The sequence below is a fragment of the Haloarcula sp. Atlit-120R genome, assembly GCF_003665885.1.
GTDB classification, from domain to species: domain Archaea; phylum Halobacteriota; class Halobacteria; order Halobacteriales; family Haloarculaceae; genus Haloarcula; species Haloarcula taiwanensis.
Genome location: NZ_QPLN01000006.1, coordinates 73556 through 99414, shown reverse-complemented (window position 1 = coordinate 99414; position 25859 = coordinate 73556). Strand labels below are relative to the sequence as shown.

At 55.6% G+C, this 25859-nt stretch carries 22 protein-coding genes; 8 read left to right on the top strand and 14 right to left on the bottom strand.

The features are described from left to right. Positions 1 to 66 precede the first annotated feature (66 nt). From DVK01_RS18260 to DVK01_RS21910, 3 genes are all read left to right on the top strand, one after another. Positions 67 to 666: a helix-turn-helix domain-containing protein gene (locus DVK01_RS18260; RefSeq protein WP_121537959.1), complete on the top strand. Its 600-nt coding sequence runs from the start codon at positions 67 to 69 to the stop codon at positions 664 to 666. Then, the gene (locus DVK01_RS18255; protein ID WP_050036649.1) at positions 663 to 1172 is read left to right on the top strand and encodes a hypothetical protein; all 510 of its coding nucleotides are present in this window, start codon (positions 663 to 665) and stop codon (positions 1170 to 1172) included. Before DVK01_RS18260 ends, DVK01_RS18255 begins: the two co-directional genes overlap by 4 nt. 260 nt (positions 1173 to 1432) lie before the next feature. Then, positions 1433 to 1582, top strand: a complete 150-nt coding sequence (locus DVK01_RS21910) for a hypothetical protein (RefSeq protein ID WP_155120706.1) — start codon at positions 1433 to 1435, stop codon at positions 1580 to 1582. A 12-nt stretch (positions 1583 to 1594) separates the two neighbouring features. On the opposite strand, the gene DVK01_RS18250 is transcribed toward DVK01_RS21910, so the two are convergent. The 10 genes from DVK01_RS18250 to DVK01_RS18205 form a co-directional block, all read right to left on the bottom strand. Continuing rightward, positions 1595 to 1957, bottom strand: a complete 363-nt coding sequence (locus tag DVK01_RS18250) for a hypothetical protein (RefSeq protein ID WP_121537957.1) — start codon at positions 1955 to 1957, stop codon at positions 1595 to 1597. Positions 1958 to 3074: 1117 nt separating this feature from the next. After that, on the bottom strand, positions 3075 to 5291 hold the full coding sequence (locus DVK01_RS18245; protein WP_121538041.1) for a type IV secretory system conjugative DNA transfer family protein: 2217 nt from the start codon (positions 5289 to 5291) through the stop codon (positions 3075 to 3077). Beyond that, positions 5288 to 6043: a relaxase/mobilization nuclease domain-containing protein gene (locus tag DVK01_RS18240; protein WP_121537955.1), complete on the bottom strand. Its 756-nt coding sequence runs from the start codon at positions 6041 to 6043 to the stop codon at positions 5288 to 5290. Before DVK01_RS18240 ends, DVK01_RS18245 begins: the two co-directional genes overlap by 4 nt. Next, positions 6040 to 6513, bottom strand: coding sequence for a hypothetical protein (locus tag DVK01_RS18235; protein ID WP_008313877.1), 474 nt, complete (start codon positions 6511 to 6513; stop codon positions 6040 to 6042). The genes DVK01_RS18240 and DVK01_RS18235 overlap by 4 nt, the downstream gene beginning before the upstream one ends. Further along, positions 6510 to 6887, bottom strand: a complete 378-nt coding sequence (locus tag DVK01_RS18230; protein WP_121537953.1) for a hypothetical protein — start codon at positions 6885 to 6887, stop codon at positions 6510 to 6512. Before DVK01_RS18230 ends, DVK01_RS18235 begins: the two co-directional genes overlap by 4 nt. 5 nt (positions 6888 to 6892) lie before the next feature. After that, complete coding sequence (locus tag DVK01_RS18225) at positions 6893 to 10147, bottom strand: VirB4 family type IV secretion system protein (protein ID WP_121537951.1); 3255 nt, start codon at positions 10145 to 10147, stop codon at positions 6893 to 6895. Next, positions 10147 to 11805 (bottom strand): hypothetical protein, encoded by a 1659-nt coding sequence (locus DVK01_RS18220; protein WP_121537949.1) that lies wholly within the window; start codon positions 11803 to 11805, stop codon positions 10147 to 10149. Before DVK01_RS18220 ends, DVK01_RS18225 begins: the two co-directional genes overlap by 1 nt. Before the next feature lie 2 nt (positions 11806 to 11807). Next, positions 11808 to 12650, bottom strand: a complete 843-nt coding sequence (locus DVK01_RS18215) for a hypothetical protein (RefSeq protein WP_121537947.1) — start codon at positions 12648 to 12650, stop codon at positions 11808 to 11810. Further along, entirely contained in the window at positions 12647 to 14710 is a 2064-nt protein-coding gene (locus tag DVK01_RS18210) for a hypothetical protein (RefSeq protein WP_121537945.1), read from the bottom strand. Before DVK01_RS18210 ends, DVK01_RS18215 begins: the two co-directional genes overlap by 4 nt. Before the next feature lie 7 nt (positions 14711 to 14717). Continuing rightward, positions 14718 to 15173 (bottom strand): pilin, encoded by a 456-nt coding sequence (locus tag DVK01_RS18205; protein ID WP_121537943.1) that lies wholly within the window; start codon positions 15171 to 15173, stop codon positions 14718 to 14720. Positions 15174 to 15682: 509 nt separating this feature from the next. Here DVK01_RS18205 and DVK01_RS22360 point away from each other — a divergent pair. Next, entirely contained in the window at positions 15683 to 16252 is a 570-nt protein-coding gene (locus DVK01_RS22360; protein WP_199722375.1) for a hypothetical protein, read from the top strand. Between the two features lie 286 nt (positions 16253 to 16538). Here the strand turns inward: DVK01_RS22360 and DVK01_RS18195 are convergent, their stop codons facing one another. Continuing rightward, a complete protein-coding gene (locus DVK01_RS18195) occupies positions 16539 to 17885 on the bottom strand; it encodes an orc1/cdc6 family replication initiation protein (protein ID WP_121537941.1) in 1347 nt (448 codons plus the stop codon). Positions 17886 to 18903: 1018 nt separating this feature from the next. Here DVK01_RS18195 and DVK01_RS18185 point away from each other — a divergent pair. From DVK01_RS18185 to DVK01_RS21645, 4 genes are all read left to right on the top strand, one after another. Then, positions 18904 to 19086 (top strand): hypothetical protein, encoded by a 183-nt coding sequence (locus DVK01_RS18185; RefSeq protein ID WP_050038616.1) that lies wholly within the window; start codon positions 18904 to 18906, stop codon positions 19084 to 19086. 362 nt (positions 19087 to 19448) lie between these two features. Next, on the top strand, positions 19449 to 20018 hold the full coding sequence (locus DVK01_RS18180) for a hypothetical protein (protein ID WP_228841635.1): 570 nt from the start codon (positions 19449 to 19451) through the stop codon (positions 20016 to 20018). Between the two features lie 211 nt (positions 20019 to 20229). Then, entirely contained in the window at positions 20230 to 22275 is a 2046-nt protein-coding gene (locus tag DVK01_RS18175; RefSeq protein ID WP_121537939.1) for a minichromosome maintenance protein MCM, read from the top strand. 139 nt (positions 22276 to 22414) lie between these two features. Then, the gene (locus tag DVK01_RS21645) at positions 22415 to 23119 is read left to right on the top strand and encodes a DUF6338 family protein (RefSeq protein WP_255355563.1); all 705 of its coding nucleotides are present in this window, start codon (positions 22415 to 22417) and stop codon (positions 23117 to 23119) included. A 38-nt stretch (positions 23120 to 23157) separates the two neighbouring features. Here DVK01_RS21645 and DVK01_RS18165 read toward each other — a convergent pair whose 3' ends face one another. From DVK01_RS18165 to DVK01_RS18150, 3 genes are all read right to left on the bottom strand, one after another. Then, entirely contained in the window at positions 23158 to 23592 is a 435-nt protein-coding gene (locus DVK01_RS18165; RefSeq protein WP_050038620.1) for a hypothetical protein, read from the bottom strand. Between the two features lie 235 nt (positions 23593 to 23827). Then, the gene (locus DVK01_RS21640; protein ID WP_147435175.1) at positions 23828 to 24568 is read right to left on the bottom strand and encodes a hypothetical protein; all 741 of its coding nucleotides are present in this window, start codon (positions 24566 to 24568) and stop codon (positions 23828 to 23830) included. A gap of 311 nt (positions 24569 to 24879) precedes the next feature. Continuing rightward, positions 24880 to 25836 (bottom strand): hypothetical protein, encoded by a 957-nt coding sequence (locus tag DVK01_RS18150; protein ID WP_050038622.1) that lies wholly within the window; start codon positions 25834 to 25836, stop codon positions 24880 to 24882. Positions 25837 to 25859 lie beyond the last annotated feature (23 nt).

Sequence of the window (25859 nt, the reverse complement as noted above, 5' to 3'; positions counted from 1 at the left end):
GCGATACCGTGATAGTGACCAGAACACTCTTTACTGTTTCTCTGTAAACTGTAATTAGCGTACACTATGTCACGCACCTCAAACCAAACCGATGGCGACATTGTCCGCGACTTTCTCTCGGTCGCGGATCTCCTCGAAGAGCCTCAACTGGCACAGCTGTACGCATACCTCGCTCGCGAAGACGAGGCGACTGTCCAAGACGTAATGCACGAACTCAGCCTCGCACAGGGAACTGCCTACAGCTACGTTAACCGGCTCGTTGACGCCGACGTCGTTGAGGTCACTCACGACGAGCAGCCCCGTCGATATGCAGCCCGCGAGATCAATCTGACTGTGACGACAGTCGCGGGCGACCGCGAGTACACGATCACGCCAGCGCTCATCGACGCAGTCGGCCGCCGTGAGTCCAACGATGACATCGACACCTACATCGACCGCCACAGCGTCGCCGGCCTCGCAACGGCGCTCACCTACGCAGTCGCCCGCGAACGTGGGGAAACAACCCACCGGCTGATGGCTGAGGATCTCGATATCTCGCCGCTGGCTGCGGAGATGATCCTGCAGGCGCTCCGGCCCGTCGTCCACGAGCACTACGACATCGAAGCGTCGGGCGCGTCGCTTGACGAGTTGGACACCAACGACAGCGACGCGGCTGATGACACGTGAGCAGCCTCCATATCGTCGACACCGGCCTGTTCGTCGCGATGGGGCAGCTGTCGAACAGGCGGTACAAGGCCGTCCGTCGATTTGCCCGCCAGAACGACATCACCTTCGTCCTTCCAGAGCGAGTGTACGAGGAGCTAACAGTCGACGACTCCGACGTTGAAGCGCCACCTGTCGATGCTGCGATCAACGAAGAGTGGGCTGATGTCGCAGCGCCACTTGATTTTTCCAAACCCATCGTCTCGAGGGCGATGGATGGCGTCCAGAGATACATTGCGAGCGCCGATGACCGACCCGCAGACGAGGTCGAGCGAGCCGACGCCGCGCTTGCGGCCCTAGCTGCTCAGCATCTCAGTTCGGGGACAGTACGCCAAGTGTACATCTATACAACCGATATCGCCGCCGGCGAAGGGGCTGAAACTGTGCTCACCAGTGAGGGATATGGTGACTCGGTAACGTTCGTGAACGGCTTCCGGTTCCTCGAAGATTTACTCCCGGGCGATAGCTAGTCAATTCTCAACGCCCTGTCGAGATATCCCCACTTTATATTCGACATTTTGCAAATTGCGGTACGATTGTTTCCACCGAGACGATTCAGGATCTATTCGCCTAGCACACCCGTTTTTGTCTAACCAACAAAGACAGCGGATTCTGGGGAGCTGTTGGTTAGCCGGCATCTGGGCCCGGTGTCCCGGGTAGACACCCCTCGATTTTGTGTGGCCGCAGGCGGGTGGCGGCCAGACAGGGCCGCCGGGAGGTGATTTCTCAAATGGGAGACGTCCAGTGTCCACGCTGTGAAGACGTATTCATTACCGAGTTCGATGCGGTCCGGATTCGGTCGGGGTCGTTCCACGACTCTGACCGCAACGAATCGTTTGACCAGCTCTGTGAGGACTGCTATCGCGAGGTCGTGAAGTAGCGCTGGTCAAAACTACTCCCTCATTTTTTCGACGGGGTCTTGGATACGACCAAACTCAGTTTCTAGCAAGACTTCCAGATCATCAGTTTCCGTGTCCCTCTCAGCGAAGAACCCTTCAACCACTTCGCGGTCACTGTGGTACTGGACGATAGCTTCGTATCCGTATCGGTTGTTTGCCCCGGCAGGATACCAGTGCTTGACACGGACTTTGAACTCTCTATCTTCCCACGTCCACAGGCGGACTTTGATCGGGTGTTTGAGCTTCTGCCGGGCGATGTCGATCACTTCGTCGACGACCGGCCCGATCGTTTCCATGCTCGGAATCTGACGCTGGTTGGATGGCTGTTGCTCTGGAGAAAGGTGTGGCTGTGACATGAGAACGGTACGATTCAGACTTGTCCGTCATCGCTGAAAAAGCTCTGGGTTGGGGTGGCTCCCCCAGCTGGCACACGTCGAGGTACTGGTCCCACGGAGTGCCAGATGTATCGCAAGCGTGGGTCTGCCGGCCGGGGCGCAACTGGGGCTGGATGGCTGGTGGAGTGTCCCAGCGCGCGACGCCACTGACAGACTCGCGATGCTCGTCTGTCGTGTCCTCGTTCACTCTCGCTCACTCGGACGACGGGGCGTTGCGCTCGGCGCGGTCGCGCGCCTCACGCCGGTCCAATCGTGCCTGCAGTGGCGGGCGCGATCCCCGCCGGGAATCGGACAGTTCTCCGGCTGAATGCCGCACTAAATTACGGTATTTGGAGAGTGCGAAAACAAGGCGTGTTGTACTTGTTGGGATTCGGATACAAAGCTCCGGACAAAGTGGTGTGGTCGCCGGCCAGTGGCTGCCGGGTTGTGCGCCACGAGGGCCGAAGCGAGCGAGGGTCGAGCGTCGGTCTGCCAGCACTGGCTCAGTTCAAGTGTGGTCGTGATCGGCGTGGCCCTGGACGGAGGCGACCGGCGACGTGCTTGGGGCAGTGGACTCACATGGCGCTCGGTGGGGCTGGCCCGCCGTGTCGAAGTCACGATATGGCTCCGGGGAGTGAGGCGACTTCTATCTGAAACTCAATAGGTTTCCTTGCGGGGTGAGTGTGTCAGTCTTCGCTCTGGGTAGGTTCCGCGATCCACTGTCTCTTCCTTTGTTCTATCTCTTATGTTTTTCTTCTTATGTCTCTCGCGCCTCCGCCGGGATATGCACGACAAGGTAAAGAGTGTAGTTTGTATCTGATTCTGGGCGATTCATACCCATGCCGTCCTGCGATTTGCTGATGATTCGTCGCTGTGCTTGAGTGATTCACCGTGATTCAGATTGGCAAATTACCGACGCCGTCTTGCGATTTCGCATATAGAGTAGTACGAAGAAAGTAACTTCAATAACTTTGATACAAGTCGAGTGCTACAGTCTCGACAAGACCCGGTACCAACTTGTAGAGAAGCACCACCACGTCACAGAAATGAGAAATATATAGAACGTCTTATAGTTAGAACACGGGGAAATTGATGTAGGTCACATGAACTCAGATGGCCTGCGTCGCTCTCCGCTTGCCTCAGTTTCGTCCCGTTCTTCACTCTTGTCAGTATCAGCCTCCGTGTCCGATTCATCAGGCGATTCACTCTCTTCCTTCTCAGCAGAGTCCGTCTCGTCACTGCTGGGATCTGGGACCGTCTCAGGGGAGTGGTCGCCATCGTCATCGGGCAGCTGTTGGTCCCGATCCGCGCCACCAGAGTCGCCCTCTAAATCTGATATATCTGGGTGGTCTGTATCCGGAGACGTGACGGCAGTGTTTGCTGTTGTCTGGTCGAGTGGGCCGGTCGACTCGTCGTTGCCCAACCCGTCTGTCGCGTCGACGGTCGGCTCGACTTCAGCGTCACAATCTACCCCACTCTCTTTGGACTCATCGTCGTCGTCCTCACCAAGTGACCCATAGAGCACATCGTCGAGCCGAGCCCGGGTGAACGAGAACCAACTGTCGCTCTCGATGTCGGTGTCATCGTCAGTGGGTTCCGGTTCCGAACTGCCCGGCGACTCCGCACCCTGTGCCGGGAGGCTATCGCGAACGTCAGCCAGTTCGTAGGACTGGCCGTGGACCCACGTCGTTCGTGAGACGGCAACGCACTCACCGGGCTGGAAGTCTCGAAGCAAGCCAGACGTGACCGGCGTCTTGTCTTTCTCTTTGTATGTGTCCCGAGCCTGCGTTCGCGGGTTTTCGCCGCGCCCCTGGTGACTCATCGACACCATCTCGGAGCGGTCATACTGCCGGCTCTCGCCAAGTTCGTCGAGGATGAAGTCCGTCGACTCAGTGTCACCCGGCCCGAAGTAGACTCCTTGCGGACAGTTGCCGACAATGCCAGAGATTGTACTGTACGTGTCCTTGAGTTGGCCGATTGTTTGCACGCCGACTAGTGCCCGAGCCTTGTGTTTCCGCCCTCGGGCGGTAAGGTTCGTCACCTGAGTAAGCGCCGGCAGCGCGTCAATCTCGTCGAGGATGTGGACCGTCGGATTCGAGGCGTTCATCGCGTAGCGGATCGACCAGTCTACGAGCAGTTGGTACATCGGCCCGAGCGTTTCCAGTTCCGTCGGATTGGAGTCGATGATGAGGACTCGGCCTTCCGGGTTCTCGATGTACTCTTGCAGCGAGAACTCCCCGTAGTCTCCGAAGTCGCCAGTGAAGACGGGATCGACGTTCTCCTTGATCGTTTGGTAGACGTTCTGTGCACCTTTCCCCTTGTCAGGGTCAATGTGGCCCGAGTCCAGCCGGTCGAACTCGTCAAGGGCTTTCTTGAGCGCGATATGGCCCTCGTTGAGCAGCGAGACGATATCGGCGTGACAGAGCGCATGGCGGCGACTGTTCTTTTTCGCGCTGAGATGGAGGTACATCAGCATCTCCGCGAAGGTCTGTTTGGCGGGCCGATGGAATGGGTCGTGGCCGTCGGCTTCGCCGAAGATCGCGCCGGCGACCTCGCGGAAGTCCGACTCTGAATCGGCGTCCTTGAACAGATTCCAGACTACGTCGCTGTCTTCGTGGCGGATGCGCTGAACGTCGAAGCCCAACTCCTCGTAGAATGCTTGAAAGTCCTCGCCGGTGTCGTGGGCGATGACTGCCGTGTTACTGTAGTACGGGAACTGGTAGGCCAGCAGCTTCATCATCGACGTCTTCCCACTCCCGGTTTCCCCTACGACGGCTGTAGAGACATCCTGATCGAGCGTGAACGGCATCTCAGCCTCTTCGTGTTCGTGAGAGACCTCTTCGAGTGGGACGACGGACTCTCCGTCGTCGTGGTCCCACTGGTTCATCGCGAGCATTTCCGGCGAGGTCCGGCGGAGCAGTTCCCCTGAGAACACGATACCGATTGAGATGGCATACAGGAGCACCGTGGTCGAGTACGAGACCATCGGCAGCGATAGCCCCGGCACGGTGAAGTCAGCGAATAGTGTTCCGACTGAGATGGCAGCCAGAACGTGTGCGAACGGGAACAACAGCGCTGCGCTGGGTGTCTGGACAAGCACGTCATAGAAGAACGCCGTGCTGATGAGTCCGAACCCGAGGTAGATGTAGCGCCACGCCCAGAACCGCTTCGGAAGGACCTTGTCACTATCGACGATCATCGGTGGGAAAAGCAGCATGAACCCGGCCCAGACGAACCCGACGACGTTGTCGTACTTGAGGCTATTCGGAACCTCTCCGGAGCGTTGTCCCGGTGGTGCAGAGGAACTAGAACTCACTGCCACCACCCGACTTCGCGTTCGGGTTCCTGCTCGCGTTCAAGATCAACTTCGGGTTCGCGTTCAGTTGCCGCCTGTTCTTCGGCTCTCTCCGCAGCACGTTCTGAGAGTGGCTCAGTTTGGCGCTCATCGCTCGCTTTCTCAGCCGTGGGTTGTCCGACGTCTTTCTGCTGGCTCTTCTCAGTCGCGCGCTTGAGGGCTTTTTCTGCTTCGGGGTTCAGCGACAGTTCTGCCTCGTGGTACTGCTCCCGAGCTTCTTGATCCACGACTCGGCCAATGTCCTCCGGAGAATCACTGGCGGCAGCCGCTGGGTCGCGCGTTCGGGCGGGTTCTTCAAACGCGGTTTCCGCCCGTTCACTGAGTTTCTGGATGTCTTCTAAATCCATTTCCAGCTCTGCCTGCTTCCCAGTAGCTGCGACATGTGCATGAGGAAAGTCTGTATCCCGGTGGACAGCATACACATAGTCGGTTGTCGGCTGGCGGGCAAACTCTTGGTTCATTACGTCCCGAGTGTTGGTCTGAACCTCTTGGGGAGAATACTGTCCAGTCGGATCTGGCGAAACGATCAGATGCCGCTGGAATCCGAACTCTTGACTCTTGTCGACAAATCGGTCTACTTCTGGGTCGGAGAGTTCTCGGCCGGCCGGGTTCCGTAGATCAACTGTCGCTCCGGCATCCTGATCTCGGTCACGGCGAATATAATCGACGAGGTTCCCTGCTCCGCTCTGCTGATAGTCCGTTTCTACAATCATGCGCCATCACCCGCTGCGCCGGCGGACCCCTGTCCGTCTTCGCTGCTACTGCCTTCCCCTGCAAGAATCGCTTCGGACTCAGTGTTGAGCTCCTGTCCAGTGAACCGTTCAGCAAACTTCATCGCAAGCTGTTGCTCGGCAGTAGAGTAGTCGTCTTTAATCAGCTTCCAGATCGAGATAAGATACGCTGTCCGCACTCTCTGGATGTGCCGTACTTCCTCGAGTGTTTCAGACTCAAATTGGTCCAGAGTCTCCCCCAGTTCCTCCTTGAGAGAGTCCAGAATGACTTCTATCTCAGTATCAGTTCCATACCGGCCGTACTGACGCTCCCCAGTTTCACGGTCAATGTGATCCTCAATCATCTCATGACCATACTCCGAGATTGACGTATCCTCTTCATCGGCTAGTTGTTCAAGCCACTCCCGATTTTCGTCAGTCGTATAGATCTGAATGACAGTTCTCTCACTCATTCTTGACCCTCCTTGTTACGGACGTTGTCTACCTCTTCCTGTAGTTTGTCTGTCGCTTCATCCATCGCAATAGCACGCTCCTCTGAGGAGTAGTCTGTCGAAATCAAGTCCCAGAGAGCTACTTCATAAGCCAACTCTTCAGTTGTCTCAACATCTGCTGCCTTGTTCACTTGCTCTGTCACACTCTCAGCGATCTGTTCCAACTCTGGTTCCAGACCCAGTTCCTCCGCACGCTGATCGTGCAGCTCACGGGCAATGCGTTGCTCCGTAGCTTTCAGGATATACTCCGATAGGTCTTCATCTACCTTCCGAGCCTGCCGTACTATCTGATCTCTCTCTTCTTCACTCATCCGTAGCGAGATTATGTCATTCATGTGAATTACTCCGTAGTGTCAAACTCCGCATCAGTCTCTGCCTCGATACCACCGTCAGCGACAACTGCTTCTGGCTGTGTCTGGTCAAGCGCTACAGACACCACATCCACCAACTCGTCTTCGCTGAGTCCGTTGAAGACGTGTTCAGCCTTCTCCGGGGACAATCCACGATTCGCTAGCTCTTGCTCGACTGCCTTCGAGCGTACGAACTCTTCGAAATCAGCAGCGTGAAAGTCAGCCTCGTGAGCAACAACGTCGAGCGCATCTTCCGCATCAGCGTCGAGGTCAATGATCTGCTTCTCTTCCCACGACGTCTTGATCGTCAGCGGGTAGTCTCCGTGCTCGTCGACACGAACCAGTGCTTGCGAGTAGCCCTGTCCGTCACCAAGTGACTCCTTGCCGGCTTCGGCGTGCTGGATGTAGGACTGCTGTTCATCCGTCAGTCCAGCGCTTGTTGCCGTCTCGTCGCCTAGCTCTGGCTCGCGGTGATGCACCTTGATCGGGCACATTCCTGCGATTTCCTCAGCGGCTCCCTTGTCCTCGAACTCAGAGAGCGTCTGGGACAGCATCACCAGTCGCAGTCCGGCGTGGCGCTGGTGCCGAGCAATCTGGTTCAGCGACTCCAGATTTGCGTCGTCGTTGAACAGGTAGTGAGCTTCGTCGATGATGATCTCGACCTTTTGCTGCATATTCTTGGCCTGCTGGTACAGTGTCGACAACAGCAACTGCATGATGAACGACTGCTTGCCGAGGCCACTCCCCGAGCCTTCGACCTGCTGAAGATCCAGATAGACGGCCTTGCTGCTGTCGTCGATCAGCCGCAAGTCCGACTCTTTCGAGAGGTTGCCGAACGTACTCCCCGGGCGGAACGGATGCAGTGCAATCGAGAGCTCGTTTGCGTACTGCTGGATTTTCTGCTGGGACGATTCCGTTGTCGCTCCCGGGAACATTCCCGGCTCTTCTTGGAGACGGTCGACCACTTCGAGGAAGTCACTCAGGTCCGGCGAGTTCTCCGGCGTGTGCGTCGACGGGTCCGCTGGGTCGATATCCGATTCAGTGAATATCGTGTCGATCAGGAACGTGATCAGGCCGCTGTGCATCTCCAGATCGACATCCCGCGATTGCAGGAAGTTCTCGATGACCCCGTACACTTCGTCTTTCTTTGCGGAGACGGGCTGCATATCCGGGGACTGTTCAAGGACATGCTGAGGCGTCGGATGCATCTCGCACGGGTTCAACGGCGTCTCGCCGCTGATTGTGATCGTCTTTGCATCCAGCATCTTCGCGCTGCCGTGCATATCCCCGACCGGGTCGATGTAGATCTGCTTGACGTCCGACCGCTTTTTCAGCATCCGCATCGCCCGAGCCTGCGTACCGTGGGTCTTCCCGCCGCCGGGCATTCCAGTCACCAGCTCCGAGTGGCCGGTTTCCAGTTCCCACGGGTCGATCAGCAGCGAGGAGTCGTTGTGGCCGTGCAGTCCGTACTCGATGCCGTCCTCCATCCGCAGGTAGTTCGACGAGAACGGGAACAGCGACCCGAGCGCTTCCCCGGTCATCGAAGAAAGCCGATTCTGGCCCAGTTCGTTGGCCCCGATCGGCGAGACAGTCACCAGTCCTGCTTCCTGCCGGCGGGTCGTTCGCTTGACTCCACAGTTCGATGGCGAGTCTCGCAGCAGCGTTTCGAGCCGGTTCGTTTGCTTCCGGAGGTCTTCTTCGGTCTCCGCAGTCAGCCGGATGAACGCCCCGACACGGAACAGCGACGTGTGGTTGCGCCGAACCATCTGCCGGATGTACTTTGCCTGGTTGACCTCCTGTTCGATATCCTCCGCTTCAAGCTCTCCCTTGTCGTTTTGCAGCATCTTCAGCGAGGAAATCCACTCCTTCATCACCGACACTGCTGTATCAGCGTCGTATGGGTCGATGTGGATTGAGACATCCACAGCGAGGTCCGTATCCAGCAGCAGTTGCTCTAGCATTCCACTCGTGGGATGCTCGGGATACGTCTCGATCCAGAAGCACCGGGTGTACGTCTCTTGGTCGATGAGGGCGTGGTCGGCTTCCCATTCGATATCCGTCGGCGCGACCAGTGACCGGTGGTTCTCTCCCGGTCGATGCAACTGGGAGACGAAGTCGGTCTCGTCGACCTCGTAGTCGGTCCCACCGACGTCGTCGGTGTCCATGCCCTCCGCAGCGTCGTGGGCTGCAGCGCCCTCGCCGTGCTTGATGAGTTCCCGTGCCGAGTACGTCACCGGAGAGACGGAGGCCGCCTCTTCGTACTCGCGTTCTGACCGCGTTTCACAGGCCCAGTAGTCCTCGGTCAAGTGCGCCAGCTCATGTGGGCTGACCGACCGGCTACGACACCGGAACATATTGTTGACTGCTCTGTCGACGGTTTCGAGCCGGTCGTGGAGTTTCTTCGCCTTGAACTCCTCTCGCTCGGCGTCAGTGAGCGTGTCACTGTCGAATCGAGTGAACAGCCGCCCAATGACCGGTATCCCAGTCAGGTAATCCGCGATGGAGTCGCTGTTCATTTGGAGGTCGTGAATGTCATCGTCAGTGACCCAAACGACGATGTAGTACTTGCGCTGGAGTTCAGTCTCAGTCTCAACGTTGCCGCTGTCGTCGGTGTAGCGGTTGACGAACTCCATGAGGACGCCCCGGAAGATCGAATGACTCTCTGCGTCGGGGTCGTCGAGTCGGTCGATATGCGCTTGGATGTGGGACTCGTTGTCGACTTCGGCCGTCGTGACGTGGAGTTTCGCCCGCCCAGTCAGGGATTCAGACAGGCGTGTGAGTGACTTGACGGCTTTCTCCCATTTCTCGTCGTCCTGCAGCGACATATTGGCGGGCTCGACCTCGACCGCGCCGACGTACGCTCCGTCGACGCGCTCAATGCCGTGGGGCATAACCCGCTCTAATCGCGTGACCTGCCGAGTGTCCTGATTCCCCTGGCCGTGAGTGTACTGCTTCTTTTTGACGAGCCAGAACAGTTTGACCCGCAGCCACTCAGTCAGGCGATAGTGATCTGGCCGGACTTTGTGCAGGATGTAGAGGAACACTTCCACGACTGCTGTGAGAGCCAACGTGGGGAAGAACAGCGCCGCCGGCACGAACGGCATCCCCATCGCGACGAGGAAGCCAAACGGCGGGATGAGGAACAGGATGAGTTCCCCCAGCGTGTAGTCGCCCCAGAAGTTGGTCGAATCTCCGAGAGATTCGTGGATGATGTTCGTGTTGTACTCTTCTTGTGAGTCAGCCATTAGTCGTCATCCTCCTTGTGAGGCAGGCCGTCGCGGTACACATCCGGCCCTAATACATCGTCATCAGTCGCAAACACGTCCTGCAGCGAGTCATACGACTCGGACCCGCCAGAGTCGGTATCGGTCCCGTTTTCGTCGGGTTTCCCATCCGAGAACGGCGGGTCTGAGTCAGACTCGAACACTCTGGTATCGCTGGAGTTGATCTGCGTCTGGCGCTCCATCTTGGTTTGGGGCTCCATCTTCGTCTGGCGTTCACTAATCGGGGTGTCGTCACTCTCGGAGTCGCCAGACGAGCCGGACGAACCACCGTTGGTGAACCTGCTGTTGAGGGGACTTCCACCGGACCCGCTCCCGCCGCCAGAGGGTGGTGAGCCACCAGACCCGCTGCTGCCACTGCCGCCACCAGAGGGTGGAGCGGAGCCGCCTGAGCCACCGCCGCCGGAGCCACTGTTGCCGCCACCTCCGGAGCCGTTGGGACTACTGCCGCCACCGGAACCGGTGGGGCCGCCGCTAGAACCCCTCTTCATGCCAGCGGGGTTGGCTGCCATCTGGCGGTGGACCATTTGGGCACCCGTAGCAGCACTGCCGACACGTCCTTTTGCAGCGCCTGAGGCAGCTCGAATCGTGCCACCCGTCGCCATTGCTGCGCCGGGGCCACCGACCGCGCCAGCGCCGGCTGTCGCCGCTGCACCACCAGCCGCCGCACCGATCTTGAGTGGCTTTTTGCCGCCGGCGAGTGCCTGTTCGCTGACTTGGATTGCCACGCGGCTACTGCGCTGGATGAGGACCTTCTGAGATTTTGCCGCCAAGTACAGCGTCACGAGGCTGATAAACAGCGACAGCTCAGAAGCCAGTCCCCAGTTTGTCGCCTCGAAGCTCATGCGGATCAGGATCGCAGGCGGGATACCCGCAGCGAGGACTCCGGGATATGCGCCGGCGACCTGTTTCGCCAGCCCCGAGAAGCGGTTCAGCGGCCAGACTTCGACTGCCCAGAACGTCGCAACCAGCGGCATCGAGAGGGTCAGCAGGAAGACCAGCAGCCACCGAGTGATGAAGATGAACGCCGCCTTGAGGTAGACGTACAGTCCGACAACGATGAGGACGAGGAATATCCCCAGACTGAGATCCGCAATCTGCTGGGCTGAGCTGATTAGTGCGGCGACTTCAGTCGTTGATTGACCGGATTTGTAAATCTCGCGACCGATGGCATTGAAGAACTGAGTCCCCAGTGAGGCTACCGGAAGCCAAAAGAACAGTGAGAGGAAGGCAACCCCAAGTCGGCGTAGGAGCTTCTTCCGAATGACCGGGTTCATCGACCCGTATCGAACTCCAATCATTGCCAAGACGATGAACTGCAGCCCGAGTGCCAACCCAACGATTCCATCGAAGTAGATGCCCGATATTAGCGAGTTCCACGGGGCATTACTCGCAGATTCGAACGCAATGTCAACTGGGGCCGATGAATTCGGTCCTTCGGGGGCGGGTGTCCCTACCATCGGGTCAATAAGAGCCTGAAAAACCCCCTCCAAATACTCGACTATGTCCGTTCTGAGGTCATCAAGGAAGCCACTGAGGCCGGATGCGATTGCCGATGAGAGTTGTCTAATCAGCCTCTCAGCGATTTCCTTCACGATATCCCCAGCAAATCCCGACTGCATTGCTACGTCTCCGTCTCCGTCTCTGTCTCTACTGAGGTAGCAGTGACTTCTTCAGGAGTCCCAATCAGAGTCCGCTCGCATCCAGATGAATTTTCATAGCTGATCGTCTGAGTGAATGTGACTGGATCGCTCCAAAGGAATTCAACGGTTAATTGCTCATCTCTTTTAGCGCTCTCATCAGCTTTCGGACAAGAAGAGACGGTATCTTCAATGAGGGAAAAATATCTGACGACATTGGTTTCACCAGGCTCTACCGGGACAAACACGTCCTCTTTTTCTTTCCCGTTCATTAATGCGCGGGTAGCTGCACCGGTTCGCTCACCCACATTCCTGACAACCACCACCAAGTGGCCGAGGCCTTCACGAACGTCTGGATGTTCAGTGGCAGGAACGACTTTCTCAAGTTCGAACGTAGTGCCCAATTCAAGTGGAATTTCAGTTTCGACACCATCCCCACGGAAATAGAGCGTGTGCTGGCCCCGGGGCAATGGCTCGTTGTTATCATCTCCTTCCGTTAGCAATAGGCTGGTCCGGGTTTCGCCGGAGCTGAAGTAATCGCTGGAGAACTCCCGACCGGATTCTGTGATGATACTGACCGATGACGGGTCGATGTCATCAGTTACGGCAACTTCTAAGGCCAGTTCATTATTTCTCACCACCTTAATTTTCGTCTCTTCGATGTAGTCGGACTGCTCTTCTGGCGGGCCGGCGCTTCCGTCACCTCCGTCACTGCTATCAGACAGCCCGCCACTGCAGCCTGCAAGCGCAGCAAGGCTCCCGCTAAGGAGTCCAAGCACTGTTCTGCGGTCGATACTGCTATTTCGTGGTATATCTTGCTTTGTCATGGATTATACCAACCAACAAATTTGCCTCTCGTCCAGACATCGTAGCCATACAGCGCCAGCACAGCCGGCAACAACGTCAGGAGCGTCACTACAGCGAGGTCGATGAACTCCGCAGGGTCTGGGAGATCGAGTTCATACGCGACCCGCTCTTGGGTGTCTCGTACCGGGACAGCACGCCCTTGCTCCCACCAGATCTGAGCCGGGCGATACGTGACTATCGCAGAGGAGACCTCACCCTGGTCGACGGTGACCGTAATCTCATCATCGCCAGACAGTGACCGTTCGACTCGGGACTGACCCGTTGCGACGGTAACGTTCCCTGCCGCAATCGGGAAGCCAGCCGTCGGTTCGACCCGGACCAGCACGTCTGTCGAGTTGTCGGTCGAGTTGACGACCTCCGAGGTGATATTGACCTCGCGGATTAGCGTCGGGTTCGTCGAGTCCGCTGGCTGTTCGATGCTGTTCCCGCGAACCAGTCCGTTGATCTCGAAGTTCTCTGTCCGGAGTTGTTCCGCACTCCGAATCGTAAACCGATCTGCCGTGGTGAACGTCTCCGAACGGTTGATCCGGATCTCCGGCGGGAGCGTCGTCCTGTTGGTCGCGTTCGACATCGTGTTCTCTGTCGCGTTCGCCGGATACGTCGCTTCCAGTGAGGGCACGAACCGCCAGCCGTCGGAACTATCATTTTGGACGCGGTTGACCGTGACTGCCGGGCCTTCCGTGGTTCGGACAGCATGGGTTTCGAGCGGTCGTACTGGCGTGGTCGTGTTCTCCGACCAGTTCGCCCAGCCCGGCGGTGAGCGAGTATAGAACCGCCACTTGCTCTGGACCTCGTATCCGCCATCGAACTGGACGCTCTGCCAGCTGCCGGGGATTACGGTCCCGATCCGATAGTCGTCGGTCGTGGCCCCTCTGCCGTTCGGCACGACGCCGGGTTCGACGACCATCTCCCGCTCGGAGAGGTTTTCCACCTGGACTGTCCGTGAGTCCGTGACCGTCAGTTCGTACTCGTCAATCTCGTCATCGCCAATCTCCGAGAGATTCGTCGAGATCGTCGTGACCAACTGGAGTTCCGTGGTTCCGTTGATATCGGTGTAGTTGAGCGTGGGCTGGGCGGCAGTGCTGTTGTCCATCGCAGTGCCGTTGGCGTACAGCGTCGTGTTCGTCGACGTGTTCACTACTCGGAAGTCGTCCTCGAAGAACTCCGAGATGAATACCCGGTAGTCGTGAATGGCACGCACGGTCCCGTTCGGACGGACCAGACGCTCCGTACCCGACTTTTCGTGGACGACCGTCGACGGCTCGATGCTGAAGAACGCGACATAGGCGTCACGAATCCAGATGCCAGAGCGAGTGTCCGTGACGTTTACTGGATACGAGGCGTTCTCGATGCCAGTCCGGAACGAGTCATGTTCGGGCCGGTTCCACAGTGTTGTGTTCGATGGCTCGCGAGAAACCATATCTCCCGTGCATGAGGGGAGGACGGCCAGCGTGCCGTTCTCAGCCCCGGCCCGGTCAGCCCGTGTGAGATTCGGATGATCGGGGTCGCCAGACCACAGCGCACGGAAGAACGTGTGGTTGTGGTTGTAGGACCGGTTCGGGGGCAGGACACCCGCTGTCGCGTTGTCCCCGACAGAGGCATTGGCCGGCGGGTTCGAGGCGTTCTCGTAGCACGAGACTTTCGCGCTGAGGTTCTGCCTTGCTCCGAGTTCGACGGACCTGTTCACCTCTGTCTGGTTCGCCGCTGGTCCCTGGTCGGCAGACTCGTTGCCTTCGGTTCCATTGGTTGCTGTCTCGTTGCCTGCTGGGTCTTGGACGCTGGATTCGTTGTTGTCAGTGTCGTTTGCTTCCGTTCCCTCGCCGCTGGAGCCATTCGGTGCGGTGGCGTTTTGTTGGAGTACCCCCACGCCACCGTGGCTCGCGTCGGCGAGAGCGTGTGCCGTCCCCCGCTCAATCTGGACCGGGCCGCTGCCAGCGGCGGACGCAGGCCCCGCAGCTGCGGCTGTCGAGAGCAGCGAGCAAAGGGCCGCGATCATCAGCAGTGAGCGGAATGATGGCATCGTATCTTCAGAATGGCGTCACGCAGTCCGAGAAGCCAAAGCCGACGTTGTCCCCGAACTTCGTGATAAGCTCTGGAGCCACGATTGCCAGCACGACGACGCCGAGGCCGACCAGCGAGAGGATAAGGTCCCGGCGAGCCTCGTTTTGCTGGTTCGGGTTGCCAGAAGCCCGCATATACGACAGGCCACTGCGACCGACGAACACCATCGTCGCTGGCAGGCCAAGACCAGCCAGTGCGCCAAAGACGACGTTGACGCCGTCCTCGACAGCAGTGTCACAGTAGATGTTCCCGACGTCGGTCTGGCCCATCGCCGAGCCAGCAAATAGCGTGAGGATCAGCAGCAGTTGGGTCGCCTGTCGCACGCCGGGCGTGAGCCACGCGTCAGCGAATCGCCGCTTTGCGTGCGTGTAGAGTGTTGGTTGTGTGTTCGATGCGTTCGGTGCGTTGGTTTGCGTTGACATAGATGTCTCTGGTTTTGCGGTCTTGCTTGCCCACCGATGCCCCACCGGTAATCCGCTACCGTTGTTGTGTTACCTTTCTTACACAGTTGGTGAATCCTATTCTGAATTCGCCAGCACGTATTGACAGTGGGACTATCAAAAAACTTGTGAACAAGATGAAGGGTTCTAGATTGTGATAAGTAGTCTTACTCGGCAATGCCTTAATTTTCGAACCGCATGAATCCTAATGCTAAGTGGAATACGTATTAGTACATCAACTAGTAGTCTTGTTAACTATTCGTTCAGCCTCAGAAATCCCAGATACTATGTCAGATATTACGGTAATTAAAGAGCTAATATTGACGGTGTCTGGTGGTGATATATTTAGCATAATTGGGCCAGCCAAAGATGACTGCAGTGAAGCCATAGAATCGGATCAATAGAACAGTCATTAGGTTAGTTTCATAGAAAGGCAAAAGCAGGGCAGTAAACGAGCCAGATTGAAATCAGAACTTTGGGTCGTCCATATCGTGGACCACTCCCATGTCGTCAATGTCGCCGCACACACCCCCATGTCGTCAACTCTGAGCGCCGGTAAACGATACCACAAGAGGAGTAAAACCGAGGAACTGGACCATAGTGAGTACGAAATCAAATCGGACGCGGAAGTGGCTGAAAGCCTCGGTCTGGCGCATCTCCCCGAAGCAGACCAGTCGGACAAGGAGCCAATTCCAGAGCTCGTTGACCGACGCACTGGTGAGGGCCTCGCCGGCTACGAGAAGCGTGTGGGTGAAGAAGCCGACCACGCCCGGTTGGCCAATGAGACACGAGCCATCGTGGAATCCAGCGAGACGACCACGGCGGAGGCGTCCACGGAGGAACCCACCTTCGAGACTACCAAGTACACCGCAGCGTGGGTCACGGACAACAGCCGTCCCGACGAGGTTGACGAGCGGCAGGATGAGCTTCCGGACAACGTCCCGCCGAAAGCCACAGTCACGATCAAGGAGATCAACGACAACCGCTACTATTACTGGCAGTGGCAGGAAGAGGATAAGGTAATCTCCAAATATAAAGGGCCGGTCAACCCGGACGAATAAGACGACAACTGTTGTTATTTCGTCGGATCACACCCCCCGTGTGCGAAGTGAATTCGCCGACGGAGTTGAGGTAGGGCTCCCCGTGTGCGATATGATTTTGGTCGCTTTCCGCGTGGACCCCGTGTGAGAGATGAATTGACTGATGAGTCTAGGGGAGACCCCCCGTGTGCGAAATGAAATCTTGCGTGCTGTTGTCATACATACTTAGTCATTCTAATAATACGCTCACCGAGGCCACCCCCTGTGTGCGAAACGAATTTGATGCCGCCGTCGGCGTCTCTTCGTGTTAGTTCCCATCGAAGAAATCGTCTATCTGCGCGTTGACAACAGATTTGACAAGATCTTCCTCGTGTTCAGCACCCTCAAGTCGGAAGTCAGTCTGGAGTGTCTCGGCGACCACTTCCGGATCGTCGACAAATGTGTACTCCTTGTGGACACCACTGCCGTAGCCGCGCCCACGTTTCTCAGACGTGACGAAATTATAGGTTTCAGCCTCATTCATATATCGCAAATAGGAGTCGCGCGATTTTTCAGCAGCATCTAGAATGTCGGTGAGATACTGGTACACTCGGTAGGCAACCGTACTGGGGACGGCATTCAAATTTCGCTGCGAGTAAACAGGAACAATCGCGGTGGCGTAAAGTGAGAGTTTCTTCTGCGTTGATAATCCCTGCATCTGCGTTAGCGTTCGGTCCCGTTCGGCCTCTTTCTGAGCATCGCGAACATGCGCTTCACGGACCGTATCTTCTTCAGCTCGGTCGGCGATTTCACCCGCCTTTCGGAACAGATCGATTGCTTTCCGTGCGTCACCATGATCCTGAGCAGCAAATGCGGCACTGATCGGAATAATTCCGTCCTCAAGGACGTTGTCTTGGTACGCGTCGCGACGGCGTTCGAGAATCGCCTGCAGTTGGTTCGCATCGTAGTCGGGAAAGACGACGTCCTGCGGATTGAACGAACTCTCTGCCCGGCCGTCGAGATCCTCCATGAACCGGGGGTCATTCGTAAGCGCAGCAACGGATACGTGCCCCTCGATGCGACCAAGCTGGGAGGCTCGCGACAGTTGGTAGAGCAGTTTCGAATACGCCGGCTCATCGTTCGGATCACGTTGCCGACCCACTAGGAGGTCGACCTCGTCGAGAATGATGATAACTGAGTCGAAGTTGTTGCTCAAAATCTCGTAGAATCGATCAAGCTTCTGGTCAGTCGAAATCCCACTCTCTGGGACGCCGACGTCGACGCCAGCTTCTTCAGCCGCGTTCTTCACAAGTCGATAGACAGCCCGATCGTGGGATTTGATCGTCTGGCAGTTGATTTTGATGACACCGAACCGATCTCCTTGCGAGGTCGCGAGTTCGAGAACCTGCTGACAGACCGCATTGATGATGAGTGACTTGCCGGTTCCCGACGGCCCATAGAGGAGCATATTGGGTGGTCGATTCCCCTGTAGTGCCGGTCGTAGGTAGGTGATAATGTCGTCCAGTTGGTCATCGCGACCGACAATCCGGTCCTCATCGATGACGGCATCCGGGTCGAGAAGTCCCTTATCTCGAAAGACAGAGTTCTGAACGCCCTCCTGAAGACGGCCTTTAATAGATTGTGAGAGGGATTTTTGATCGTCGCCGTCAGGCATGTTTGCGCAGTTAGGGCGAAACTATAAATAAATATTGATACCGTGTGCGAGGTTAAATCATCCGAATTCAAGAGGTAGAGTGCATTTAGGCGAGGGTAGTAGATGAGATTGGGTAACCGCGGGCGAAATCAATTGGTCGTAGTCACCCCCCGTGTGCGATATGAAATCCCGAATAATTCATCAAACAGCTGTTGATGTCAAGGCGAGTCAAAAGAACTCGGCGGAGGCACCCCCCGTGTGCAAGATGAAATATCAGACGTAGTCTCGGGCCGGATAGTACCAAGAATATCTCTCGGCTATCCTGAGTGAGATGGGATCTCGTCACTAAGCTACCCCCACACCCCGTGTGCGATATGAATTTAGCGAGAGGGGGAACGGGGATGAATCATCTGAGGAACTTGGTATTCGCCCGGAGAACCCACGAGAAGACACAGGACCGGCAAAGACCGTCAACCCACGAAAAAGCAAAGGAACAATTGAGAGTTGTTATGTCACGAGATATACTATTCCATTTCGACCGACTCTAGTACCAGTACGGATCTAGTTGACAGGGTAGCTATGTAAAGATTTCCATAAGATGTAGTCAGCTTAATATTACTGTCTTTGAGATTTCTTTTCCATGAAATCGCGGATTTCTGGTGTTTCGTTGTCTATCTCTTCGACCACCCCCTCCCACTCTCCTCCCGATTTCATATCGCACACGGGGTGTGGGGGTTCGACCTCGTGAGCCTCAAAATAACCAACAACCCACTCCGAACCACTCCGTGCTGGTTAAAGACGTAGACGCCGACGAGATTTCGTCGCGAGTCAACAACTCCGGCAACGACGATCCCCATGTCATTGAGCTGCTGGACCACGAGCAATCGGCCTTGGTGAGTTCAGTTCGGGATAGCTGTCGTGGTTCCTCGTCGCTACTCCATCCGTAAGCAACTGCCGAATCAACGAACGATCATTACGGCTTAAATAGCGTCCTCGGCTCCAGGGAGGTTGTATCATCTTCTCTGAAGTGAAGAATATTATGGACATGGCCGATAGGATTGTGTTACTCGGTTTTACGGAGTTGGCTATCGACCTCGTAGAGCCAGCCACGGTCAAGAAGCCGATCGATCACGTATACTGCATCAGTGTGCTCCTCGATATGCTCAGACTCAGCCAGAAGGAACTCATGTGCTTCACTCTTGGGGAGTTCGTCAGTGCCTGAGGCGTACGCCCTCTCCAGTGTCTGGTAGGCACTTTGGATCCAGTCTGGGAATGGGGGTTGACCTGTGTGTTTCATGGGCATAGTCAGTCAACTATATACTGTAATTGAGAGCCTGCAACTTTATTCCCCGGAGGGTTGGATAGGTAACTCTACTTTTGGGACTGAGACACTCTAAGTGTAAGATCTTGATTACAGGGATAATCATGATTAAATCCCTTTGGCAGGCTCTGTTCTCTTGGTTCCGGGAGCGAATTAATATCGTACGGGCCCTGATTCAAATCCGGGAGGCGGCATACCCTTCTCGGTTTAGATGCCCAAACGACAACCCCCCATAGTCGGGGGTCTATCAGGGGGTGGTCGGCGTGACCGATTCGGACCCCGACAGCGAGGGCACCTCTCCCGACACGAACTCCGGGGACGAGAGCCTCGAAACCACTGTTCAAGCGCTGGAGGCGCGGCTCAGCGCCCTCTCGAAGCAAATCTCTGGGCTCCGTGAGGAGCTTCACGACGAGCGCGAGGAACGTGAAGAGCTAGAGGACGAGCTGGCAGCGCGTGACGAGCGTATCGACGAACTGGAGGCGGAAGTTGCGCGCCTCGATGCGCGCACCGACATTCTGGAAGTCGTCGAGAACGCTGACAAGATGTCTGGTAAGCAGCGCGCGGTCACGCTGGTCCAGCACCTACACCGAGCGGCGAAAGCGCGTGAACGGCGTGACGAGCCGCCTGCAGCGACCGTCGACCGGGACGAGGCCGAGGAAGCGCTTCACTACCCGAACATTGACCGGACGACGATCTACCGGGATATGGAGCGCGCGGCCCGGTTGATCGATGGCGATGCGCTCCAGTACACGAACGGAGAGCTACGGCTCGATCTTGACGCCGGGAGTCTCCCCCGCAAGTACACGGCTGACCAGGAAGGCGAGAATCTGTGAAGTCCTCACAACAGATGCGATGGGGGAAGCCCCCTCCGGATTGGTCCACTCTGAGCAAAACCGTCTGAACCCTTAGAGTTTGCAGGGTAGGACGGTTGTGTAAACAACTGTCGATTAGCTGTTAGTACGCTCGCAAACCGCTCGCACCGCTCGCAGTCAAGACGAATCAACAGCCGCCGCGGCTGTTGTGAAGACTTCACAGAAATCAATGATGCCCCAAAATCACGAACTCACCGAAGAACTGATACAATTCTTCCGGGACTACTACTCGGAAGAGATCGCACAGCTCGCACAACGCTACCCCCGAGAACAGAAATCACTTCACGTCGACTACGACGACCTGTACCGGTTCGATCCGGGTATTGCCGACGACGTGCGGAACCACCCGAAGGAACTGCAGGAACATTTGGAGGAAGCACTCCGTCTGTACGACTTGCCGATAGCAGTCGAACTCAACGACGCTCACGTACGCATCTACAATCTCCCGGAGATGCACGTCTTCGACCCCTCCGGTGTGTCTCGCCACGAGAACATCGGGCAGTTACTCGACATCCGCGGACAGGTCCAGAAGGTGTCCGACGTGAAGCCACGGCTCACTGGAGCCGTGTGGGAGTGCCAACGATGTGGGACTCTGAACGAGATTCCACAGCACGGCGAGACTCTGGAGGAACCGCACGAGTGCCAAGGGTGTGAGCGACAGGGCCCCTTCTCGCTCGACGCAAGCGCCAGTAGCTGGATTGACCACCAGTATGCCCGTATCCAGCAGCCACCCGAAAAAACGAACGGCGGAGAAGCCCAGAGCGTCGACGCCCACCTCGAAGACGACCTAATCGAAGGCTTCGACGCCGGTGACAGGGTGGTTCTGACCGGGATTCTCGATATCGAAGAGCCCGGAGCCGACCAGGGACTCGACTTCGACACGAACCTCGATGCGCGTTCAGTCGTGAAAGAGGAGAGCGACTACGACGATGTCGACGTCGACGAGCATCTAGATGATATCGAAGCCATCGCCAACGGTGACCGCGGTGACCCGTACCAGCTACTCGTCGACTCAATCAACCCGAAGCACCGGGGCGACGAACACGTCAAGCTGGCCGTGGCGCTGCAGCTCTTCGGCGGCTGGGCACACGAATATCCGGACGGCAGCCGCGACCGCGGCGACTGGCACATGCTCCTCCTCGGTGATCCCGGCTGTGGGAAGTCCACGTTCCTCCGCTACGTCGACCAGATAGCACCACGGTCGACCTACGCCTCAGGGAAGGGAGCAACCGCGGCAGGCATGACTGCAGCGGCTGTCTCGGACGACTTCGGAGATACTGAGTGGGGACTGGAAGCAGGGGCGCTAGTGTTGGCCGACGGTGGAATCGCCTGCGTCGACGAGATAGACAAGATGCAGTCCGACGCGGTGTCCTCGATGCACGACGCCCTGGAGAGCCAGCAGGTCCACGTCAACAAGGCCGGGATCAACGCCACGCTGAACGCTCGCACCTCGCTGCTGGCGGCAGGGAATCCGAAGAATGGCCGCTTCGAGCGCTACCGTCCGAAGGGAGAGCAGATCAATATGGGACCGACGCTCCTCTCTCGATTTGATTTGATGTTCATGGTGTCCGACGAACCCGATCGGGAGGACGATGCGGATGTCGTTGAGCACATGGTCCAGAGCCGCCAGGCTGCAGGCCGTCACACACGGGGCGAGGAGCTGAGTGAGACGGAACAGCAGCGGGTCGAGCCCGCGATAGACCGGTCAGTGATGCGGGCCTACGTCGCTCATGCCAAGCAGACTTGTCGTCCAATCATTGAGGATGACGAAGTAGCGGAACGACTGAAGCAGTTCTTCGTTGAGTTCCGAGCTGGTGCAGGGGAGCAAGACGACGCGTCACCGATTCCCGTTACTTTCCGCAAGGTCGAGGCGATACAGCGGCTTGCCGAGTCGAGTGCGCGGGTTCGGCTTTCGGACACGGTAGAGATTGAGGACGTAGAACGGGCAATTAAGCTCGTGACGAAATCGATGAAGCAGGTCGGCTATGATCCAGAGAGTGGTGAGTTCGATGCAGACATTATCGAGACAGGAGAATCAAAGAGTCAGCGAGAGCGACGCGAAACGATTCTTACTGTGGTAGAAGAGTTAGATGGTGCGACAGCGAGAGAGGTTGCTGAGAGGGTGGAATTCGAGCAAACTGTACTGAAGCACGGGATTAAGAAGTTGAAAGAGGCAGGGAGAATCTATTCTATGGACGACGAGCTTAGAAGAGCATAGCAGTCATGGAAACTCTATGATCATAGGATTGTTTGTTGACATATTTCTTAGAGTAAACTCAGGATGAACTGAATCAATAGTCCGAGAGAGGATTAAAAGAAAAGTAATAATAAGCAATATTCTAATCAGCATAATAAGTTTGCTCCAAGCAGGTGGAACTGTTGGACTCGGTTTAGGACCTCTATATTTACTGTATCTTATACTACCGGGACTATCATTTGTCAAGCTAATGGTCATCATATACCAATCACCAGATATTTTATCCCGATATGATCGCATTGGTTACGCGCTGGCTGGAAGTGTCGCTTCAGGGATAGTATTGTTACTTATTGTGAAGTATTGCATGACAGACTATTATCCAATTAGTGGCAATAATCTTGGAAGTCTATCACTTCTAGCGATTTTATCTGGTGTAGTTATTCAAACCGGTATTGCTGGTTTCTTAGGTATCGCTTTTGGAAGTATCCGCCTCCGTGTGTCTGATCAGAAGAGAAATTTCAATGACAGACAACAGCCTTGGGATTACGCTGCCGGCGAGATTCGGGAGGAAGAAGTCCTGGTACGGACAAAAACGAATGGTTGTGTTCAAGGCATCGTAGCCCGATACGGCCAAGGGAAACAAGCAGGCGACATAGTAATCTCACCCGTAGGACCAAGGAATCGAGAAGAATTAGAAGTCGGGGATTCCGATGAAACCGATGCGCTGTACGTCCGACAGAGTTCGATCTCTGAGATTCATTTTGTTGACGATGAGCAGGAAGACGAGTATCAGTCCTTGTTGTCCGAAGGAGATATTGAATTAGAGGATGTCGAGGAAGAAAGTGATAACGAAGACCCCGATTGACGTATGAATAGCTCTGTCTAAGATAGTCCAGAGACAGTCTACAACTTACTGTTCACTGTGTAGTCTGGGAATTTGTTATAGACATATTCTAACAGTCGAGAGATAGGCATTGAGTCAAATTGAGAAATAACTCTTTGTACTACGGACCCTATCTCCCCGTCGGACACATCGCTAGTTTCGCTTAAATACTGCTCGCCCTGGTCAGTGAGCGTGTAAGTGTACTTTTTTCCTTTCGGTAGTCGAGTCACTTGCTCTTCGATGAGCCCGTCCTCTTCCATGTGATCAAGCTCATGTAGTATGTCGGCAGAGAACGGACCGTAATCGTAAGGCTCGAAATTGAATACTTCACTGTCAGACTGGTCCCACAGCTGCTGGACTAAGAAGACTAATTTCTGGAGTCGGGTCCTCCCCTCAATTTTGTGCTGCTCAGACTCTTCGAATAGCATGAGCAGCAGTTCGCGTTGTGAGGGCATAGATCAGACTCCTCTCTAGTCATATATGAATCTTGAGTCTTCAAACGTCTTTTGGTTACTATTAGACCGGTTATCAAGGCTGTTTATAGATATGCAAAGGTACAAAACGAGGCGTGCTTGGGACCGCTCTGACAGACCAGGTACATACCGGATCTTGACTAAGATTGTCTGTCGGCGGTACGGCAAAGTTGTTGAAGAAGAGAGTCAGCACGCAACAAATTCGGTAATAGCGTATTCAGGAAGTATCGGGGCTTACTTCCTGAAATCGGACCGAATATTGTTCCGGCAGATCGTCTAATCTGACGCGAATCTTGAGGACCGTAATACCAGGTTCAGAAGCTTTCTGCTGCATCAACTCAGTCTGATTACGCTCAAATGAACTGCTCCCGGTTTTAATTTCGCACCAGTACTTTCGAAGTAACTCACCAGGATACCCCTTTTCAACCTCTAACACGCAATCCGGTAACCAACTCTTGTATCGGGGACGGCCACGACCGTCGTGGTACTGAGAGTGAGCGGCGTTCTGTACCATGCTGATGTGGAGTTCTTCCTCTGGCTGATCGAGGTCTTGTTCAATGAAGTTCTTGAGCGCAGGTGGACTATTACCTGGATTTTTGATCAGCGCTTCCCCGATAGCTCCGTACTGGTTAGCTCCGACTCCGAATACCCATGTGTCCGCCTCGGAGTCTACTGGGGTCTGGACATTTCTCTCTGGTTGGGGAATGAGGTAGACATCCGCCGCAGTGGTATCCTGCTGAGCTACTTTCTGCAGTGCAACGCGTACTTCGCCCTTTTTATTGAGCTGAGCAACGTGCGTTTCTGCTTCCTGCCGAGATGGATAGTCGAGAAATTTCCCTTCTGCTTCAGCGAGTTCGGCAACAGCACCATTTGCATCGGTTGCGGAGGATTTGACTTCAACGACAAATGGCTCCTCAGTGGAACCTGAACAGTGAGAATTCGTCCCGTCGCGGTTCATGTATCTAAGCCACTTGCTATCACGTTATAACCCTTAAGACGACGGAGTTGACCAAGAAATGCGACACGGAACCCAGTATATCGGGCTATAGCTGACTCATTCGTTCTAAACTGTGGTTATTATGATTGACTTGTCATCGAGAACCATCTTTGCACATCAAGCGTAATGAGAACCACCACTCGTATGACTGCTGGCTAACGCCGGACAAGTACAAGATGTTGAAGCAGAATGCACAGAGTTACGAGGATTCCTTCATCATATAGCTCGGTACCTCCTGTCAGTAAACCGCCCTTGCCAAAGCAGTCCAGCAATTAAAATGGCCCGCGATCAGCAAACACACTTCTTGCTTTGAGCTGCCTTCTAATGCCGAGATCGATCTTCTGATTCCGTTCTTCGCGGCTCATTCCTTCAGCACAAGCAGCGGCCATATTGCCGGCAGCCTGTCGATACAGCTTGAATATCTGACTGTAGTTTCCCAGTGTGAGTGAATATGACGTTACCCTGTAGTCCTTCAGAGAATCATCGATCTGCACACTTGCCTTATTGTTCGCCCGCTGGAAGCTGCGGCCCGCAGAGTCGAAAGACGAATGTTCGAAAGCGTCGATACCACTGTTAAGCGAAAAAATCACTTTCAGGAACAGCTCTTGCATATCAGCGTGTTTCTTATATACGGTTCTCTGTCTGCTCAGCCGCGAACTGACTCTATCACGATCAGGTAAGAGTTTTTGTGTCGAGGGCGGCTGCTCACTGGGAGTGTGTGTCGCTACCGTTTTGCTAAATTTAGAAATGGATGACTCCACATTAGGAAGGTGTCTCTCTTGGTTTGATTGACCGTTGAAGTACTCACCATTCAAAGTAGCAATCTCACGACTTTCAATTTTCCCACTAAGAGACTCCCCCTCGTCCAAAGTTTGCTGCAGTTCTTGATAGTAGTCTAAAGCCTGGTTGATATTGCCAGCACCAACCGAAGGTGTCGAAGATGGAGTTTTTCCAGTCGGGTCTATCTCCTTCTCAGAGAGTGAGCTATTTACCGACTCTATCGTTGTAGCTATTGACGACTGCAGCATAGAGTTTTTCTGGGGATCTCTAAGATCAGTTGAGTCAATAGTCTGGGCCAAATTCTGTAGTTCAGACTCTTCACTGGAGAAATCGGGAGGCTCCTCATCGATCGTACTCACGAGGGTGCCGAGGACGATAGTCCCACCTAACAATCGGAAAAGGTTACGACGAGAAAGAAGTATTTCGTCGGTATCTTCGTCACCAGACATTGCATTTATTTTCACCGACAAGT

Excerpts from the sequence above, each read along its gene's own strand:
- DVK01_RS18150 (WP_050038622.1), bottom strand. The coding sequence starts at position 25,836 with ATGTCTGGTGACGAAGATACCGACGAAATACTTCTTTCTCGTCGTAAC.
- DVK01_RS18205 (WP_121537943.1), bottom strand. The coding sequence starts at position 15,173 with ATGTCAACGCAAACCAACGCACCGAACGCATCGAACACACAACCAACA.
- DVK01_RS18165 (WP_050038620.1), bottom strand. The coding sequence starts at position 23,592 with ATGCCCTCACAACGCGAACTGCTGCTCATGCTATTCGAAGAGTCTGAG.
- DVK01_RS21640 (WP_147435175.1), bottom strand. The coding sequence starts at position 24,568 with ATGAACCGCGACGGGACGAATTCTCACTGTTCAGGTTCCACTGAGGAG.
- DVK01_RS18210 (WP_121537945.1), bottom strand. The coding sequence starts at position 14,710 with ATGCCATCATTCCGCTCACTGCTGATGATCGCGGCCCTTTGCTCGCTG.
- DVK01_RS18185 (WP_050038616.1), top strand. The coding sequence starts at position 18,904 with ATGGACATGGCCGATAGGATTGTGTTACTCGGTTTTACGGAGTTGGCT.
- DVK01_RS18220 (WP_121537949.1), bottom strand. The coding sequence starts at position 11,805 with ATGCAGTCGGGATTTGCTGGGGATATCGTGAAGGAAATCGCTGAGAGG.
- DVK01_RS18195 (WP_121537941.1), bottom strand. The coding sequence starts at position 17,885 with ATGCCTGACGGCGACGATCAAAAATCCCTCTCACAATCTATTAAAGGC.
- DVK01_RS18250 (WP_121537957.1), bottom strand. The coding sequence starts at position 1,957 with ATGTCACAGCCACACCTTTCTCCAGAGCAACAGCCATCCAACCAGCGT.
- DVK01_RS18215 (WP_121537947.1), bottom strand. The coding sequence starts at position 12,650 with ATGACAAAGCAAGATATACCACGAAATAGCAGTATCGACCGCAGAACA.
- DVK01_RS18230 (WP_121537953.1), bottom strand. The coding sequence starts at position 6,887 with ATGAATGACATAATCTCGCTACGGATGAGTGAAGAAGAGAGAGATCAG.
- DVK01_RS18240 (WP_121537955.1), bottom strand. The coding sequence starts at position 6,043 with ATGATTGTAGAAACGGACTATCAGCAGAGCGGAGCAGGGAACCTCGTC.
- DVK01_RS21910 (WP_155120706.1), top strand. The coding sequence starts at position 1,433 with ATGGGAGACGTCCAGTGTCCACGCTGTGAAGACGTATTCATTACCGAG.
- DVK01_RS18175 (WP_121537939.1), top strand. The coding sequence starts at position 20,230 with ATGCCCCAAAATCACGAACTCACCGAAGAACTGATACAATTCTTCCGG.
- DVK01_RS18225 (WP_121537951.1), bottom strand. The coding sequence starts at position 10,147 with ATGGCTGACTCACAAGAAGAGTACAACACGAACATCATCCACGAATCT.
- DVK01_RS18260 (WP_121537959.1), top strand. The coding sequence starts at position 67 with ATGTCACGCACCTCAAACCAAACCGATGGCGACATTGTCCGCGACTTT.
- DVK01_RS18235 (WP_008313877.1), bottom strand. The coding sequence starts at position 6,513 with ATGAGTGAGAGAACTGTCATTCAGATCTATACGACTGACGAAAATCGG.